At 56.7% G+C, this 14,937-nt stretch carries 14 protein-coding genes; 11 read left to right on the top strand and 3 right to left on the bottom strand.

Annotation, left to right across the window (positions count from 1 at the left end; translation table 11 throughout):
* Positions 1 to 190: 190 nt before the first annotated feature.
* Positions 191 to 1,042: a sterol desaturase family protein gene (locus ACEW8J_RS10910; RefSeq protein ID WP_373491669.1), complete on the top strand. Its 852-nt coding sequence runs from the start codon at positions 191 to 193 to the stop codon at positions 1,040 to 1,042.
* 67 nt (positions 1,043 to 1,109) lie between these two features.
* Positions 1,110 to 2,357, top strand: coding sequence for a 23S rRNA (adenine(2503)-C(2))-methyltransferase RlmN (rlmN, locus tag ACEW8J_RS10915; protein WP_373491670.1), 1,248 nt, complete (start codon positions 1,110 to 1,112; stop codon positions 2,355 to 2,357).
* Here rlmN and ACEW8J_RS10920 read toward each other — a convergent pair.
* A complete protein-coding gene (locus ACEW8J_RS10920; protein ID WP_373491671.1) occupies positions 2,354 to 2,743 on the bottom strand; it encodes a RidA family protein in 390 nt (129 codons plus the stop codon). The genes rlmN and ACEW8J_RS10920 overlap by 4 nt on opposite strands.
* A gap of 118 nt (positions 2,744 to 2,861) precedes the next feature.
* Complete coding sequence (locus ACEW8J_RS10925) at positions 2,862 to 3,401, bottom strand: outer membrane protein (RefSeq protein ID WP_373491672.1); 540 nt, start codon at positions 3,399 to 3,401, stop codon at positions 2,862 to 2,864.
* Between the two features lie 227 nt (positions 3,402 to 3,628).
* Here ACEW8J_RS10925 and ACEW8J_RS10930 point away from each other — a divergent pair, with 227 nt between their 5' ends.
* From ACEW8J_RS10930 to ACEW8J_RS10940, 3 genes are read left to right on the top strand one after another with little or no spacing between them, the layout of a single operon-like run.
* Entirely contained in the window at positions 3,629 to 4,441 is an 813-nt protein-coding gene (locus ACEW8J_RS10930) for a cytochrome b/b6 domain-containing protein (protein ID WP_373491673.1), read from the top strand.
* A complete protein-coding gene (locus tag ACEW8J_RS10935) occupies positions 4,438 to 5,196 on the top strand; it encodes a molybdopterin-dependent oxidoreductase (protein ID WP_373491674.1) in 759 nt (252 codons plus the stop codon). The genes ACEW8J_RS10930 and ACEW8J_RS10935 overlap by 4 nt, the downstream gene beginning before the upstream one ends.
* Before the next feature lie 36 nt (positions 5,197 to 5,232).
* Positions 5,233 to 6,486, top strand: a complete 1,254-nt coding sequence (locus tag ACEW8J_RS10940) for a class I SAM-dependent methyltransferase (protein WP_373491675.1) — start codon at positions 5,233 to 5,235, stop codon at positions 6,484 to 6,486.
* 112 nt (positions 6,487 to 6,598) lie between these two features.
* Here ACEW8J_RS10940 and ACEW8J_RS10945 read toward each other — a convergent pair whose 3' ends face one another.
* Entirely contained in the window at positions 6,599 to 7,039 is a 441-nt protein-coding gene (locus ACEW8J_RS10945) for a DUF1801 domain-containing protein (protein WP_373491676.1), read from the bottom strand.
* Between the two features lie 103 nt (positions 7,040 to 7,142).
* On the opposite strand from ACEW8J_RS10945, the gene ACEW8J_RS10950 reads away from it, so the two are divergent.
* The 6 genes from ACEW8J_RS10950 to infB form a co-directional block, all read left to right on the top strand.
* Positions 7,143 to 8,360 (top strand): argininosuccinate synthase, encoded by a 1,218-nt coding sequence (locus ACEW8J_RS10950; protein ID WP_373491677.1) that lies wholly within the window; start codon positions 7,143 to 7,145, stop codon positions 8,358 to 8,360.
* Positions 8,361 to 8,450: 90 nt separating this feature from the next.
* Complete coding sequence (locus tag ACEW8J_RS10955; RefSeq protein ID WP_373491678.1) at positions 8,451 to 9,425, top strand: calcium/sodium antiporter; 975 nt, start codon at positions 8,451 to 8,453, stop codon at positions 9,423 to 9,425.
* 124 nt (positions 9,426 to 9,549) lie between these two features.
* Positions 9,550 to 10,107 carry a ribosome maturation protein RimP gene (gene rimP, locus ACEW8J_RS10960; RefSeq protein ID WP_373491679.1) on the top strand — a complete coding sequence of 186 codons (558 nt, stop codon included), beginning with the start codon at positions 9,550 to 9,552 and terminating at the stop codon, positions 10,105 to 10,107.
* A 2-nt stretch (positions 10,108 to 10,109) separates the two neighbouring features.
* On the top strand, positions 10,110 to 11,738 hold the full coding sequence (gene nusA / locus ACEW8J_RS10965; RefSeq protein ID WP_373491680.1) for a transcription termination factor NusA: 1,629 nt from the start codon (positions 10,110 to 10,112) through the stop codon (positions 11,736 to 11,738).
* Positions 11,719 to 12,399, top strand: a complete 681-nt coding sequence (locus ACEW8J_RS10970; protein WP_373491681.1) for a DUF448 domain-containing protein — start codon at positions 11,719 to 11,721, stop codon at positions 12,397 to 12,399. Before nusA ends, ACEW8J_RS10970 begins: the two co-directional genes overlap by 20 nt.
* A gap of 64 nt (positions 12,400 to 12,463) precedes the next feature.
* On the top strand, positions 12,464 to 14,937 hold a 2,474-nt coding region (gene infB, locus ACEW8J_RS10975; RefSeq protein WP_373491682.1), incomplete at its 3' end, for a translation initiation factor IF-2.

The raw sequence follows: 14,937 nt of genomic DNA on the forward strand, positions 1-14,937 counted from the left end.
TAGCCGAAATCAGAAGCCGAGCCAATTACAACGCTCGCTGCCGCAATTTACGCGCCGATTACAACGCTAGTTCCAACGCTAGCCGTTTATCGGCTCGCTCCGGATAAAGGCGATAACTGCAAAAAGCGGGGCGCGGTCACCTTCATCTCTCCCCCTAACCCCCAATTTTTCAAACAATCAATGGAGTGACATGATGTTCAATATTTATAATTATATCCTTGTGGGAGGCTTTGCCTTCTTCATCTTTTTGGGAGCAATCGTACAGGCGCGTGCCTTTCCCCAGATCAACTGGTGGCGGACCCGGGGCCTTGTCATGGCGGCGGTCTATTTTCTCTGTGCGAGCTATTCTCCCTATCTCTGGAGTGACTGGCTCGGGCAATATCGTTTGATTGACGCTAGCAATCTGCCGCTTTGGGCGTCGGTTCCACTTGGCTATGCAGCCTTGCAATTCGTATCTTACTGGTGGCACCGGGCAGTGCATTCATCCGATATCCTGTGGAGAATCTTTCACCAGATGCACCATTCGGTTGAACGGATGGACGGATGGGGCGGACTATACCATTCGCCGCTGGATGTTGTCGGCTTTACCTTCGCTGGCAGTTTTGCGCTGACGGTCCTGTTCGGCATGGATCCCTATGCCGCGGCGATTGTCGGCGTGATGGGCGGGTTGTTCGTTCTGTTCACCCATTCCAACATCCATACCCCGCGCTGGATTGGCTGGTTGATTCAGCGGCCGGAAGCGCATGCGGTCCATCACCAGCGCGGTCACCACGCGAACAATTATGCCGAACTGGTGATCTGGGACCGGCTTTTCGGAACCTATCAGAACCCTGGGGAATGGCATGGCAAGACGGGTTTCTACGAGGGCGCATCGGCGCGGATCGGTGACATGCTTCGTTTTCGCGATGTGTCAAAGCCCCAAGAACCGGGAAACCAGTCTGATCGGTCGATGTCCGGTCAGTTTCTGACGGCCTTGCTAGCCATGGGCTCGAGCACGGTGCTGCTCATCATGATCGGTACCATGATGCCAGACATGATCTGAAAAATGATCCATTGAAGATTGAGGTGCCCGCTGGCTTTATTGCGGCGGGCACCTTATATGCCTCCCCATGCAGATTCCCGGCCATATTGATCCCGTTCCCTTGCCCGCAAAGGTCACGCCGCGTGCCGATGGCCGCGTCGATATCATCGGTCTGAGCCAGACCGAGATTCGTGAACTGATGAACAATGCCGGGCTGGATGAAAAACAGGCCAAGTTGCGGTCCAAGCAGCTGTTCCACTGGCTCTATCACCGCGGTGTTACCGATTTCGACCAGATGACCGATCTCGGCAAGACGCTGCGCCCCTGGCTGGCGGAGCGCTTTGTGGTCGGCCGACCGGAAATTGTCGAGGCGCATCTGTCGGAGGACGGTACCCGCAAATGGCTGTTGCGATCCGCAGACAGTCAGGATTATGAGATGGTTTTCATTCCCGACGAGGATCGCGGGACGCTCTGCATCTCCAGTCAGGTCGGTTGCACGCTCAATTGCCGGTTCTGCCACACCGGCACGATGCGGCTGGTGCGCAATCTGACTCCCGGAGAAATTGTCGGTCAGGTGATGCTGGCGCGGGACGCCCTGGGCGAATGGCCGAAAGGCGTCATGGATTTTGCGGATGAAGCGGAAACCGAGAATGCCAGGGAATATAATCAAGCCTATAAATCGGACGGCCGCCTGCTGACCAATATCGTGCTGATGGGCATGGGTGAGCCTTTGTATAATTTCGAAAATGTCCGTGATGCGATGAAGATCGTCATGGATGGCGATGGCCTGGCGCTCTCGCGCCGCCGGATCACGCTGTCGACCAGTGGTGTGGTGCCGATGATTGCCCGGGCAGGGGCGGAGATCAACGTCAATCTCGCGATCTCCCTGCATGCGGTGAACAAGGAAACACGGGACGAGATTGTCCCGCTCAACCGCAAATATTCGATCGAAGAGCTGCTGCAGGCCTGCGCCGATTATCCCGGCGCGAATAACGCGCGGCGGATCACCTTTGAATATGTGATGCTCAGGGACAAGAATGACAGCGATCAGGACGCGCGCGAGCTGGTCAATCTGCTTCGCAATTATGACTTGCCGGCCAAGGTCAATCTGATCCCGTTCAATCCGTGGCCAGGCTCAGACTATGAATGTTCGAGCCCCGAGCGAATCAAGGCCTTCTCGAAGATCATTTTCGATGCGGGGATCAGCGCGCCGATCCGGACACCAAGAGGCCGGGACATCATGGCGGCCTGCGGACAGTTGAAATCCGCCAGCGAAAAGAAAAGCCGGGCCGAGTTGGATCGGCTGGCCGAAGAGAAGCAGGCGGCTTTGGGCTAGGCGACGGCAATCACATCAATCTCGACCATCAAGTCGGGCAGGGCGAGCGCCTTGACCTCGATTATCGTGTCGGCTGGATAGGGATGCTCAAAATAGATTTTGCGCGCTTGCACGATCTTGGGAAAATTATCCATATCCGTCAGATAGATGGTTACCTTGACAATCTGATCCCTGCTGCTGCCACCAGCGTGCAATACACGGTCGATATTGGTGAAAACCTGCTGCAGTTGCGCATCAAAGTCGGCGACGCCGACGATATGGCCCTGTTCATCGATCGCCGCCTGGCCCGAGAGAAACAGCAGATCACCGACCTGCCAGCCTGGTGATATCGCATAAGGAGCGAGCGGATCCGGATCCAGTTTGATGACCTGCTTATATGCGCTCATGTTTTTTCCATCCTCTCGCTTATCCGGATATATTCTGGAGAATGGCGCGCATTTTGGGAAGCCATAAAAAATGGGGCGGATATTGCTATCCGCCCCGTCTTGCTAGCCAGTCTGTGGGCTAGAAATTCACGCCCAAGCTCACGAGACCCTGGTTGCGGGTCACGCCATCTTCGTAGTTGCTGTAGCGATATTCGCCGCGCGCGAACAACTTGTCGCTGAGCTTATATTCGATGCCGCCACCGACGCGGAAGCCGTCGCCATTCTCGCCACCCACTCCGGGGATGGAAACCCGCGCATTGGTATAGCCTGCTTTTGCGTACAAGAGCGAGGCATCACCAACGACGAAGCCCAGTCGAGCGCCGGCGTAGAGGTCACGACCGGCTTCGATCCGACCCGCAGCGGTGGAAAATTTGCCGGTGGATTCGGTTGCTTCCAGCTCGGCACCATAGACGATATTGCCCGATTGGATATCATAGCCGAGCGTGCCGCCGTAAAGAAAGCCGTCGACATTATCGACGCCAGCAATATCAAGATCGATATTGTCATAGCCCGCGATTGCGGTTGCTTTTACTCCAGAGAAATCACCAGTTTCCTGCGCCAATACAGGGGACGCAAGCGCAGATACTGCAATAGCAGCTGCTATTGTTACATTTTTCATTATTATAGTTCCTTGAAATTACGAGCAAACAACCACTACTTGTTTTTAACGTCTTTTATTCTTTAGTGGTCGACAGCAGATATATGGCTGGAAAGATGAATGACAACTGCATGGCTGAATTAAATTTGTCACAAATTACGATCTCGCAAGCTGTGTTGCATATATACGTCAGTAGGACGGTGTAACGACAGGCTTGGCAATGGCGAACCAGCGACTAGAGTGCAATCATGCCAAAGGAATCCCGTATCCGCCAACAAAGCCGTCATCGCCTGACCACCCGGCTCTGGCACTGGATCAATGCGCTATGTCTGCTGGTTTTGCTAATGAGCGGTCTGACCATCTTCAACGCTCATCCCCGGCTCTATTGGGGAGAATATGGGGCCAATGACGATTATGCCTGGATGGCCGTCGGTTCATCGGAAACATTCGGATATCTTCGGGTGGGCCAGGCGCGGATCGAGACCACCGGCTTTCTGGGGAACTGGCAGGATAGCGAGGGCCGGACCCGGACATTGGCGTTTCCCGGCTGGGCGACCATTCCTTCCAGTTACAGTCTGGCCGACGGTCGTCGCTGGCATCTATTCTTTGCCTGGACATTCAGTCTGGGTCTTGCGCTGTTCATGATCCGATCGCTGTGGAACCGGCATATTCAGAATGACCTGCAGATGCGCAGGAAGGAGTGGCGACCATCCAATATCTGGCAATCCTTTTGCACTCACACCAAAATCTCGGAGATCCGCAAATCAGCGGACAAGGGCTATAACGTCATCCAGAAGCTGGCTTATATCATGGTGATCTTCATCCTGCTGCCGCTGATGATATTGACCGGCTTGGCAATGTCACCGGCGATGGATGCCAATTGGCCATTTCTGACCGACCTGTTCGGAGGCCGTCAGTCAGCGCGGTCGGTGCATTTTCTGGCAGCGTTTCTGCTGGTGGTATTTTTCCTGATCCATATCGTGATGGTATTCCTGTCCGGACCGCTTCGGCAAACCGCGGCGATGATCACCGGCGGGCAGGACAGGGAGATTGGGCGATGACTATCCTGACCCGACGAAAATTGATCGGCAGCGCCGCAATCGGTGCCGGAGGCCTGCTAACTGGCTGCGATGCGCTGAACCGCAATCCGGCCTTTCAGGATATACTGGCGAGCGCCGAAACCGCCAATTTCGCGGTGCAGCGCGCGCTTGGCGACCGGATGGAACTGGCCAGCGAATATGAGATTACCGATCTGTCGCCGACGTTTCGCGCCAACGGCACCCGTGATCCGGGAACGCCGGAATATGCGGCAAGCGCGGCGCAGGGCTTTGCCAACTGGCAGCTGCGAATGACCGGATTGTTCGACCGCCCCCAGCAATTCAGCCTAGCCGCGCTGCAATCGCTGCCTCAGCGCACCCAGATCACCCGGCACGACTGCGTCGAGGGCTGGAGCGCGATCGGACAATGGACTGGCGTACCGCTTAAAATCCTGCTCGATATCGCACGCGTGCAGGACAGTGCCCGGTTTCTGGTTTTTGATTGTGCCGACAGTCTGGGGGGGCGGCCTTATTATGAAAGCATTGATCTGCTGGACGGCTTTCATCCTCAGACAATATTGGCGCACCGTTTGAACGGGAGCGCGTTGCCCATAGCCAATGGCGCGCCGCTGCGGCTGCGGGTCGAACGTCAGCTGGGGTATAAGCACGCTAAATATGTGACCGGGATTCAAGCGGTTGCATCCCTGGCGGGGATCGGTGAAGGCAAAGGTGGTTATTGGCAGGATGTAGCCAATTATGAATGGTATGCGGGTATCTGATCCATTGCGATGCAGGGCTTTCTCGGGGGCAAGACTATGTCGATTTTGAGCAGATTTCTGCACAACGTCATCGAAAAAGGTTCGATCCGGATCACCCATCCCGACGGATCGAGCGAACAGATCGGGGCGCCGACCGATGGTTTTCCCGATGTCGGGATCAGGCTCGCCGACAAACGGGTCATGCGGCAAATTTTGCTGGACCCGCGTCTCGGCGCGGCCGAAACATATATGGACGGCCGCCTGGTAGTCGAGCAGGGCGACATCATGCAACTGGTACAGCTTTTGCGTGCCAACCGGCCTTTTGAACGCGGCGGCAGGCTGCAAGAGCCGGGGATAATCAAGAAAATCCGCGATCAGGCGGCGGGCAGCCTTGACCGGGTCAACCGTCTTGGCCGATCGAAAAGCAATGTCGCGCACCATTATGACATTGGCAACGCGCTTTACGAACTGTTCCTCGACGATGACCTGCAATATAGCTGTGCCTATTGGGATTTTGACCGTCACGGGCCGGATATGACGCTGGAGCAGGCGCAGGCCGATAAGAAAGCCCATATTGCCGCGAAACTGGATCTCAAGCCAGGGCAGCGCGTACTGGATATCGGCTGTGGATGGGGCGGCATGGCACTCTATCTGCACCGCCTGGCCGGGGTCGAGGTGCTCGGCATCACGCTGAGCGAGGAGCAGCTGGTTAAAGCGCGAGCACGGGCAGAAGCAGAGGGCTTGGCCGACAAAGTGAAATTTGAGCTGATCGACTATCGCGATCTGGCACAGCGCGAGCTCGGTTCGTTTGACCGGATCGTGTCGGTCGGAATGTTTGAACATGTTGGAACACCCCAATTCCGTACTTTTTTCCGCAGCTGCGCCAATCTGATGACCGACGATGGCGTGATGCTGTTGCATACGATCGGCCGGATGGGCGGACCCGGGACGACCGATGCCTTCACCCGGAAATATATTTTCCCGGGCGGCTATATTCCGGCGCTGAGCGAGACTCTGGCGGCGAGCGAGCAATATCGTCTGATAGCAACCGATATCGAGACCCTGCGGCTGCATTATGCCTTCACTCTGCGCGAATGGTACAAACGGACGGTGCACAATCGGGAAAAGATCATCGCGCTCTATGACGAGCGGTTCTACCGGATGTGGATCTTCTATCTGGCCGGGGCCACCGCTGCCTTCGAAAATGGCGGGATGTGCAATTACCAGATCCAGTTCAGCCGCAACCGGCATACGCTGCCGATAACGCGGGATTATATCGGCGCGAAGGAGAAAAGCGTGCGCGGCGATTGATCGGGCCGGGCGCTAATTCTGGCGTTTCCGTTACCCATATCCAATGATCGCGAATGTTCGCGATCAGGAGATCGGCCCCTGCCTGCGCATATATATTGTCGCGCTTGGCTGACTAAGCCGGATATCGTTCGTTCATCAGCTTCCAGTTGTGCCGGATAAGCTGTTCCAATATCGCTAGATCGATCTGATCCAGCCGGTTGATATAGAGGCAGGACTTGCCCAGGCTGTGCTTGCCCAGCAGGCCGAGCAGACGATCTTGTTCTGCCTGCGCTGCGGGTGAGCAATAAGCACCCATCAGATAGAGGCTGAGCTTGGCCTTGCGTGGCGAAAATCCGGTCCGCAGCGAGCTTCCCTCGCGTCCGCTTTCATATTCATAATCGTAACTGCCGAATCCGATGATATTGGCCCCCCACATCCTTGGCGGTTCGCCAGTGATCTGGCTGAATAGATCGATCAGAGTCGATGATTCTTCCTGCCTTCTGTCTGGTACCACGGTCGCTATGAATGCATCCACAGCTGCATCGGTTTCCCGGGTTTTATTGGTTGCTTTCATGATCCATCCCTCCGTACCTCGCCCATATATCATATTGCGCGGCAAATTGGAGCCTGTTAGGCGGCCAAGCTCATCTGGGCTTCATTCATGGAAAGACGAAACAATGAGCGATTCCGTTAAGCGTGTGGTTCTGGCATTTTCCGGCGGCCTCGACACCAGCGTCATCCTGAAATGGCTGCAACAGGAATATCAATGTGAAGTGGTGACCTTCACCGCGGATCTGGGGCAGGGCGAAGAATTGGGTCCGGCGCGGCGGGTGGCGGAAACGCTGGGGGTCAAGCCCGAGCATATTTTCATCGACGATCTGCGCGAAGAATTTGTCAGGGATTTTGTCTTTCCGATGATGCGCGCCAATGCATTGTATGAGGGCCTGTACCTACTCGGTACGTCAATCGCCCGGCCGCTGATTTCCAAGCGCCAGATCGAGATTGCCAAGCTGACCGGAGCGGACGCTGTCGCGCATGGCGCAACAGGCAAGGGAAATGACCAGATCCGCTTTGAACTCGGCTATTATGGCCTTGATCCCGATGTGAAAGTCATCGCACCCTGGCGGGAATGGGATCTGACCAGCCGCACCCGGCTGATCGAATTTGCCGAGAAACATCAAATTCCGATTCCCAAGGACAAGCGCGGAGAATCGCCATTTTCCTGCGATGCCAACATGCTGCACACTTCGTCGGAAGGCAAGGTGCTGGAAGATCCATGGGAAGAAGTACCGGATTATGTCTATTCGCGGACCAACAATCCCGAGGATGCGCCGGACGCACCCGAATATATCACGGTTGATTTCGAGCGCGGCGACGGCGTTGCAATCAATGGCGAAGGCATGAGCCCGGCTACGCTGCTCGAGACGTTGAACGAATATGGCCGGGAACACGGCATCGGTCGTCTTGATCTGGTTGAAAATCGCTATATCGGCATGAAATCGCGCGGCATGTACGAAACACCTGGCGGCACGATCTATCATGCCGCGCATCGGGGTATCGAGCAACTCACGCTCGATCGCGGTGCCGCGCATCTGAAGGATGAACTGGCTCCGCGCTATGCCGAGCTGGTCTACAACGGCTTCTGGTTCTCGCCGGAGCGCGAGATGCTGCAGGCTGCGATCGACCATAGCCAGGCGCGGGTCAACGGCACGGTCCGGCTGAAACTCTACAAAGGCTCGGTCGGCGTGGTCGGACGCAAGTCCAGAGACAGTCTGTACAGCGAAAAAGTTGTCACATTTGAAGATGATGCGGGCGCCTATGATCAGAAAGACGCAGAAGGCTTTATCAAGCTCAACGCGCTGAGACTAAAATTGCTGGGTAAGCGCAATGGCTAGAATTCCTGGCACTTCGGGCTTTTCGGAAAGCGAACGACAGGGTGCGGGCATGTGTCTGACCCCGCTCTCCTGCAATATGGCGTATTTTTCATGCTGATACCAATTTTTCTCCTGCTGATCGGCTTCGTCATCTTGATTGTCGGCGGCGAATTGCTCGTGCGCGGTGCCGTTCGGGTCGCAGAGCGTGCCGGAATGTCCGAGCTTTTGATCGGATTGACGATTGTCGGCTTTGGTACTTCCGCACCGGAACTGGTCGCCAGCGTCGAGGCGGCGCGTGCCGGATCGCCCGGCATCGCCTGGGGCAATATTGTCGGTTCGAATCTGGCCAACAGCCTGCTCATTCTGGGTATCGCCTCTCTGATCCTGCCGGTGGTGGTACCGAGAGGGCCATTGTGGCGCGATGGCGGGCTGGCCTTGGTTGCGACAGTAATCTTATGGCTGGTCGCCCGCACCACGGGTATCACCGTCGCGATCGGCGTTGCGTTCCTGGTCGTTCTGGTGGCCTATCTGATCTATGCTTATCGAGCGGAGCAGACGCAGCCCGCCGGTGCCAGTGCCTTGCACGAAAAAGCCGAATCTCTGGAGATTGCCGACACGCATTTGCACGATGTGCAACCGCTCTGGCGTTCAATCGTGATATTGGTCTTCGGCCTCGTCATGATCGTGTTGGGTGGACGATGGCTGGTGGAAGGCGCGGTTGATCTGGCGCGACTGGTCGGGATGAGCGAAGCCGTGATCGGCTTGACCGTGATCGCCATCGGCACCTCGCTTCCCGAACTGGTAACCTCCGTTATCGCGGCCTATAAGGGTGCAAGCGCGGTTGCATTGGGGAATGTCCTGGGTTCGAATATTTTCAACTTGCTGTTCATCGGCGGCATCACGGCAATCATCGCTCCCGGAACTATTCCGGGCGAAATTACGAATTTCGCCCTGCCATTCCTGATCGCTGCCTCGATTTTGCTGTTCATATTTGCGGCAACCGGTCGACGGATATCACGCCGGGAAGGCGGGATATTGCTGATAATTTATCTGGCGCAGCTCGCCTATAATGTGATGACCCCCTGATTCAGGCGTTGCAATATTCAGAATCTGTCCCTAGATAGCAGTCATCCCAACATTGTGAGATTTGAAGGGGCTGGCGCCAGACGGGGCCGGCGGCCAATGTCTTGCATTTTGAAATGGAATTATATTGACCGATATTGCCACTCTGACCAACCTGATAAAACCCGAAGCAGATGCTTTGGGCTTTGATCTGGTGCGGGTGCAGTTCGTGTCAGGGGCGGAAGAACCGACTTTGCAAATCATGGCCGAGCGTCCGGAAACCGGACAGCTGGGTATCGATGATTGTGCGGTCCTGTCCCGGCGCATTTCGGCAAAATTCGATGACCTGGAAGAAGCTGGCCGCGACCCGATCGACCATGCCTATCGGCTGGAAGTCAGTTCCCCGGGTATTGACCGGCCGCTAACACGGGCGAAGGATTTTGAAAATTGGGCCGGGCATGAAGCTCGGGTCAGCTTGGTCGAGGCGGTGGCCGGCAAGAAACAACTTCGCGGTCTGCTTGAGGGCATCTCCGGCGATATAATAAAGATTGACGATCGCAAGACGGGAAGTCAGGAGACGCCGCTTACGAATGTCCATAAAGCGAAATTAATTCTGACCGATGCCTTGATCGCTGCGACCGTTCCGGTTTCAGTTGCCGGGGTAGACGAAATTGATGAACAGACTCTGGAAGAACAGGAAGACTAATCATGGGCAGTGCTATTTCAGCCAATAAAGCCGAGTTGCTGGCAATCGCGACCGCTGTTGCGACGGAAAAGATGATCGACAAGGCGATCGTGATCGAAGCGCTGGAGGAAGCCATCCAGAAGGCCGCTCGCGCCCGTTATGGCGCCGAAAATGACATTCGCGCCAAGTTTGATGTCAACACCGGCGATCTGCGGCTGTGGCGGGTTGTCGAAGTTGTCGACGATGTCGAGGATTATTTCAAGCAGGTCGATATCAAGCAGGCCGAGAAGCTGGAGCCCGGTTCCAAGGTTGGCGACTTCATTGTTGATCCGTTGCCGGAAGTCGATCTCGGCCGGATCGATGCGCAATCGGCCAAGCAGGTGATTTTCCAGAAGGTTCGGGACGCGGAACGCGAGCGGCAATTTGAAGAATTCAAGGACCGTAGCGGTGAGATCATTACTGGCGTAGTGAAATCGGTCGAATTCGGCCATGTCGTCGTCGATCTGGGGCGCGCTGAAGGCGTCATTCGCCGCGACCAGCAAATCCCGCGCGAAGCCGCCCGGGTTGGCGATCGCGTCCGCTCGCTGATCATGGACGTGCGCAGAGAGAACCGCGGACCGCAGATTTTCCTGTCCCGTGCCCATCCCGATTTCATGCGGCTGCTATTCGCGCAGGAAGTGCCGGAAATTTATGACGGCATCATAGAAATCAAGGCGGCGGCCCGGGATCCAGGCTCGCGCGCCAAGATTGGCGTGATCAGCCATGACAGCTCGATCGATCCGGTTGGCGCATGCGTCGGCATGAAGGGCAGCCGTGTGCAGGCCGTCGTGCAGGAAATGCAGGGCGAAAAAATCGATATCATTCCCTGGTCGGAAGATATTGCGACATTCGTCGTCAATGCCTTGCAGCCTGCTACGGTCAGCCGTGTGGTTATCGACGAGGAAGAAGGCCGGATCGAAGTCGTTGTTCCCGACGATCAGCTCAGCCTCGCCATTGGCCGTCGCGGCCAGAATGTCCGGTTAGCGTCCCAGCTCACCGGTCTCGCCATCGACATCATGACCGAAGCGGATTCGAGCGAGAAGCGGCAGGCCGAATTTGCTGCCCGGACCGAAATGTTCCAGGAAGATCTGGACGTCGATGAAACATTGTCGCAGTTGCTGGTGGCCGAAGGCTTCAGCGAGCTGGAAGAAGTCGCCTATGTCGCGCCGGAAGAAATTTCGAGCATCGAGGGCTTTGACGAAGAACTGGCGGCCGAATTGCAGAATCGTGCGCTGGAGGCGCTGGAACGGCGCGAAGCGGCGGCTCGAGATCAGCGCACCGAACTGGGTGTCGAGGATGCCATTGCCGAATTGCCGCATCTGACCGAAGCCATGCTGGTGACGCTGGGTGAAGCAGGTCTGAAGACGCTCGATGACGTTGCCGATCTGGCAACCGACGAGCTGGTCCTGAAACGGAAATCGGAACCGCGCCGCCGCAACGACAATCGCAAGCCCGAACCCGATGGTGTGTTGGCCAAATATGGCCTGACCGAAGAGCAGGGCAACGAAATCATCATGGCTGCGCGTGCGCACTGGTTCGAAGATGAAGACGAGCCGGCTGCTGCAGCAAGCGAAGAAACCGGGGAGGACGCAGATGCGGAATCCACCCAATGAGACGCGGTCTAAACCTCTAGATCAAGCGCCATATCGTAAATGCATTCTGACCGGGGAAAGCCTTCCCCAGGAGCAATTGCTGCGTCTTGCGATGGGTCCCGATGGACAGATCGCGCCGGATGTGCGTGCGAAGGCACCGGGTCGCGGAGCATGGATCGGCGTTGATCGACCGGTGCTGGAAAGCGCGCAGGCAAAAGGTCAGCTCAAAGGCGCATTGGCCAGAGCATTTAAAACCGGCCAGTTCGAGATTCCGGACAATCTGCCGGAGCTGCTTGAGTCAGCGCTGGCACGATCGACCCTGGACCGACTGGGTCTCGAGGCACGGGGCGGAACGCTACTGACGGGCTCGGAAAAGATTGAAACCGCCGCGCGGCAGGGAGATCTCAACATGCTGCTCCATTCGTCCGATGCCGGACGCGATGGTTGCGCCAAACTGGATCAGGCCTGGCGGGTTGGCAGCGACCGGGAAGGCGAAAATATTCGCGGTCTGATATTGCCGGTGGACCGGCAGGGGCTTTCTGTGGCATTGGGCCGCCAGAATGTGGTGCATATCGGCATCATCGACAAGCGCGCAGCGGGGCGGATTTCGCATAGCCTGAGCAGATGGCTTCACTTTATCGGATCTGGTAAGGTTGATGATGCCGAAATGAAAGTTGCGTGATCCGGTCGAGAAAAGCTGGATAACATATTGCATTAGTTACTATTTTAAGGATTAAGTCTGTTCGATGAGTGAAGATACAAAAAATACGCCAAAACCTGAACGCAAACCCCTGGGGTTGAAGCGGTCGGTCGAACCTGGCGAAGTCAAACAGACGTTCAGTCACGGACGCACCAACAAGGTTGTGGTCGAAGTCAAACGCAAGAAACTTGTCGGCAAGCCCGGCGCGCAGGAAGCGGCGAAGGAAATCGTCAAGGAAACCCCTGTACCCGCTCCGGCACCCGCGCCAAAGCCGGCTCCGAAAAAGTCGCCCGTTGCGCCTAAAGCGGATGACGGCCTGACCCGTCAGGAGAAACAGGCGAAACTATTGCGCGAAGCAGAAGAAGCGCGTCTGGATGCGATGCAGGAAGCGCGCAAGCGCGATACCCGCGAAAAGAAAGAGCAGACCGAAGAAGAGAAGAAGCGGGCCGAAGACAATCGCAAGGCTGAAGAAGAGCAGGCCCGCAAGGCACAGGAAGACATTGCCGCTGCAGAAAATGCCGTTGCCGATGCTTCGGCCATTGTCGAGCCTGCCGCCGCTGATGCCCCTGCTGCGAAGAGCGATGCGCGACCGCCAGCTCGCAAATTCACGCCTGTCGAAGCGCCGAAACGCGCCAAGCCGGAGAAGGAAAAGGAAAAGGAAAAGCAGAAGGTTGGTCGCGAGGATCGCAACGATCGTCGTCAATCGGGCAAGCTGACCGTCAACCGCGCGCTGCGCGGCGAAGATGGTGCGGCCCGGGCCCGCTCGCTCGCTGCCCTGAAACGGGCACGCGAGAAGGAAAAACGGTCCCAGCGGTCTGGCCGACCAAGTGAGCCGCGTGAAAAGCAGATTCGTTCGGTCATCGTACCGGAAGCGATCACCGTCCAGGAACTGGCCAAGCGCATGGGCGAAAAGGGTGCCGATCTGGTCAAATCCCTGTTCAACATGGGGTCGATGGTTACCGTCAACCAGACGATCGATCAGGATACCGCCGAATTGCTGGTCGAAGAATTCGGCCACAATATCCAGCGTGTGTCCGAGGCCGATGTCGAAATCAATACGCAAGCAGATGTCGATCCGGAAGAAACGCTGAGGCCGCGTCCGCCGGTGGTGACGATCATGGGTCATGTCGATCACGGCAAGACATCGCTGCTCGATGCACTGCGCGGAACCGATGTGGTTGCCGGAGAAGCGGGTGGTATTACCCAGCATATCGGCGCCTATCAGGTCACCATGAAAAATGGCGACAAGGTGACGTTCCTCGATACCCCTGGCCATGAAGCCTTTACGGAAATGCGGATGCGCGGCGCCAATGTCACGGATATCGTGATCCTGGTCGTCGCCGCTGATGACGGCCTGATGCCGCAGACGATCGAAGCGATCAATCACACCAAGGCCGCAGGCGTGCCGATGATTGTCGCGATCAACAAGATCGACAAGGAAGGCGCTGATCCGACTACCGTTCGGACCCGTTTGCTCGAGCATGAAATCGTCGTCGAGGAAATGTCAGGTGACGTTCTCGATGCCGAGGTTTCTGCGCTCAAGAAACTGGGGCTCGAGGGATTGATGGACAAGATCCATGTCCAGGCCGAATTGCTGGAACTGAAAGCGCGTCCCGATCGTCCTGCGGAAGGCGCGGTCGTCGAGGCGAAGCTCGATATCGGCCGTGGACCGGTTGCCACCGTATTGATCGAACGCGGTACATTGAAACGCGGCGATGTGTTCGTTGTTGGCTCGCAAACCGGCAAGGTCCGGGCGATGATTGATGACAAGGGTCAGCAGGTCAAGGAAGCTGGTCCTTCCATGCCAGTTGAAGTCTTGGGCATCTCCGGCGTTCCGTCGGCTGGCGACAAGCTGACCGTGGTTGAGAATGAAGGCCGGGCCCGCGAAGTGGCTGCCTATCGTGCAGAACAGCAGAAGCTGAAGCGTACCACGCAGGCGCCAACCAGTCTCGAGAATATGTTCTCTGCAGCGGCAAATAGTGCCGTGGAATTCCCGGTACTGGTCAAGGCCGATGTGCAGGGTTCGACCGAAGCCATCGTTCAGGCACTGAACAAGATTTCCAACGACGACATCAAGGTGCGCATATTGCACAGCGGTGTCGGTGCGATCACGGAGTCGGACGTTACTCTGGCCGGGGCGAGCAAGGCTCCGATCATCGGTTTCAACGTCCGGCCCAATGCCAAGGCGCGGGAAATCGCCAAGCGGGACGGTGTCCGCTTCAAATATTTCGATATCATCTATGATCTGACCGACGATATCCGCGCCGAAATGGCCGGTGAACTCGGTCCCGAGAAGATTGAGAATGTTGTTGGCCGTGCGGAAGTCAAGGAAGTGTTCAAGTCGGGCAAGAAAGACAAGGCGGCCGGCTTGCTGGTTACCGAAGGCTCGCTGCGCAAGGGCTTGTTCGCTCGCCTTACCCGCGACGACGTCATTGTCAGTGCGACGACCATCGCATCGCTGCGCCGCTTCAAGGATGATGTCGAGGAAGTCCGTGCCGGCATGGAATGTGGTGCCGTTCT

It is taken from the genome of Parasphingorhabdus sp. (genome assembly GCF_041748495.1).
Taxonomy (GTDB): Bacteria; Pseudomonadota; Alphaproteobacteria; order Sphingomonadales; family Sphingomonadaceae; genus Parasphingorhabdus.

Excerpts from the sequence above, each read along its gene's own strand:
- ACEW8J_RS10910 (WP_373491669.1), top strand. The coding sequence starts at position 191 with ATGATGTTCAATATTTATAATTATATCCTTGTGGGAGGCTTTGCCTTC.
- rlmN (WP_373491670.1), top strand. The coding sequence starts at position 1,110 with ATGCAGATTCCCGGCCATATTGATCCCGTTCCCTTGCCCGCAAAGGTC.
- ACEW8J_RS10920 (WP_373491671.1), bottom strand. The coding sequence starts at position 2,743 with ATGAGCGCATATAAGCAGGTCATCAAACTGGATCCGGATCCGCTCGCT.
- ACEW8J_RS10925 (WP_373491672.1), bottom strand. The coding sequence starts at position 3,401 with ATGAAAAATGTAACAATAGCAGCTGCTATTGCAGTATCTGCGCTTGCG.
- ACEW8J_RS10930 (WP_373491673.1), top strand. The coding sequence starts at position 3,629 with ATGCCAAAGGAATCCCGTATCCGCCAACAAAGCCGTCATCGCCTGACC.
- ACEW8J_RS10935 (WP_373491674.1), top strand. The coding sequence starts at position 4,438 with ATGACTATCCTGACCCGACGAAAATTGATCGGCAGCGCCGCAATCGGT.
- ACEW8J_RS10940 (WP_373491675.1), top strand. The coding sequence starts at position 5,233 with ATGTCGATTTTGAGCAGATTTCTGCACAACGTCATCGAAAAAGGTTCG.
- ACEW8J_RS10945 (WP_373491676.1), bottom strand. The coding sequence starts at position 7,039 with ATGAAAGCAACCAATAAAACCCGGGAAACCGATGCAGCTGTGGATGCA.
- ACEW8J_RS10950 (WP_373491677.1), top strand. The coding sequence starts at position 7,143 with ATGAGCGATTCCGTTAAGCGTGTGGTTCTGGCATTTTCCGGCGGCCTC.
- ACEW8J_RS10955 (WP_373491678.1), top strand. The coding sequence starts at position 8,451 with ATGCTGATACCAATTTTTCTCCTGCTGATCGGCTTCGTCATCTTGATT.
- nusA (WP_373491680.1), top strand. The coding sequence starts at position 10,110 with ATGGGCAGTGCTATTTCAGCCAATAAAGCCGAGTTGCTGGCAATCGCG.
- ACEW8J_RS10970 (WP_373491681.1), top strand. The coding sequence starts at position 11,719 with ATGCGGAATCCACCCAATGAGACGCGGTCTAAACCTCTAGATCAAGCG.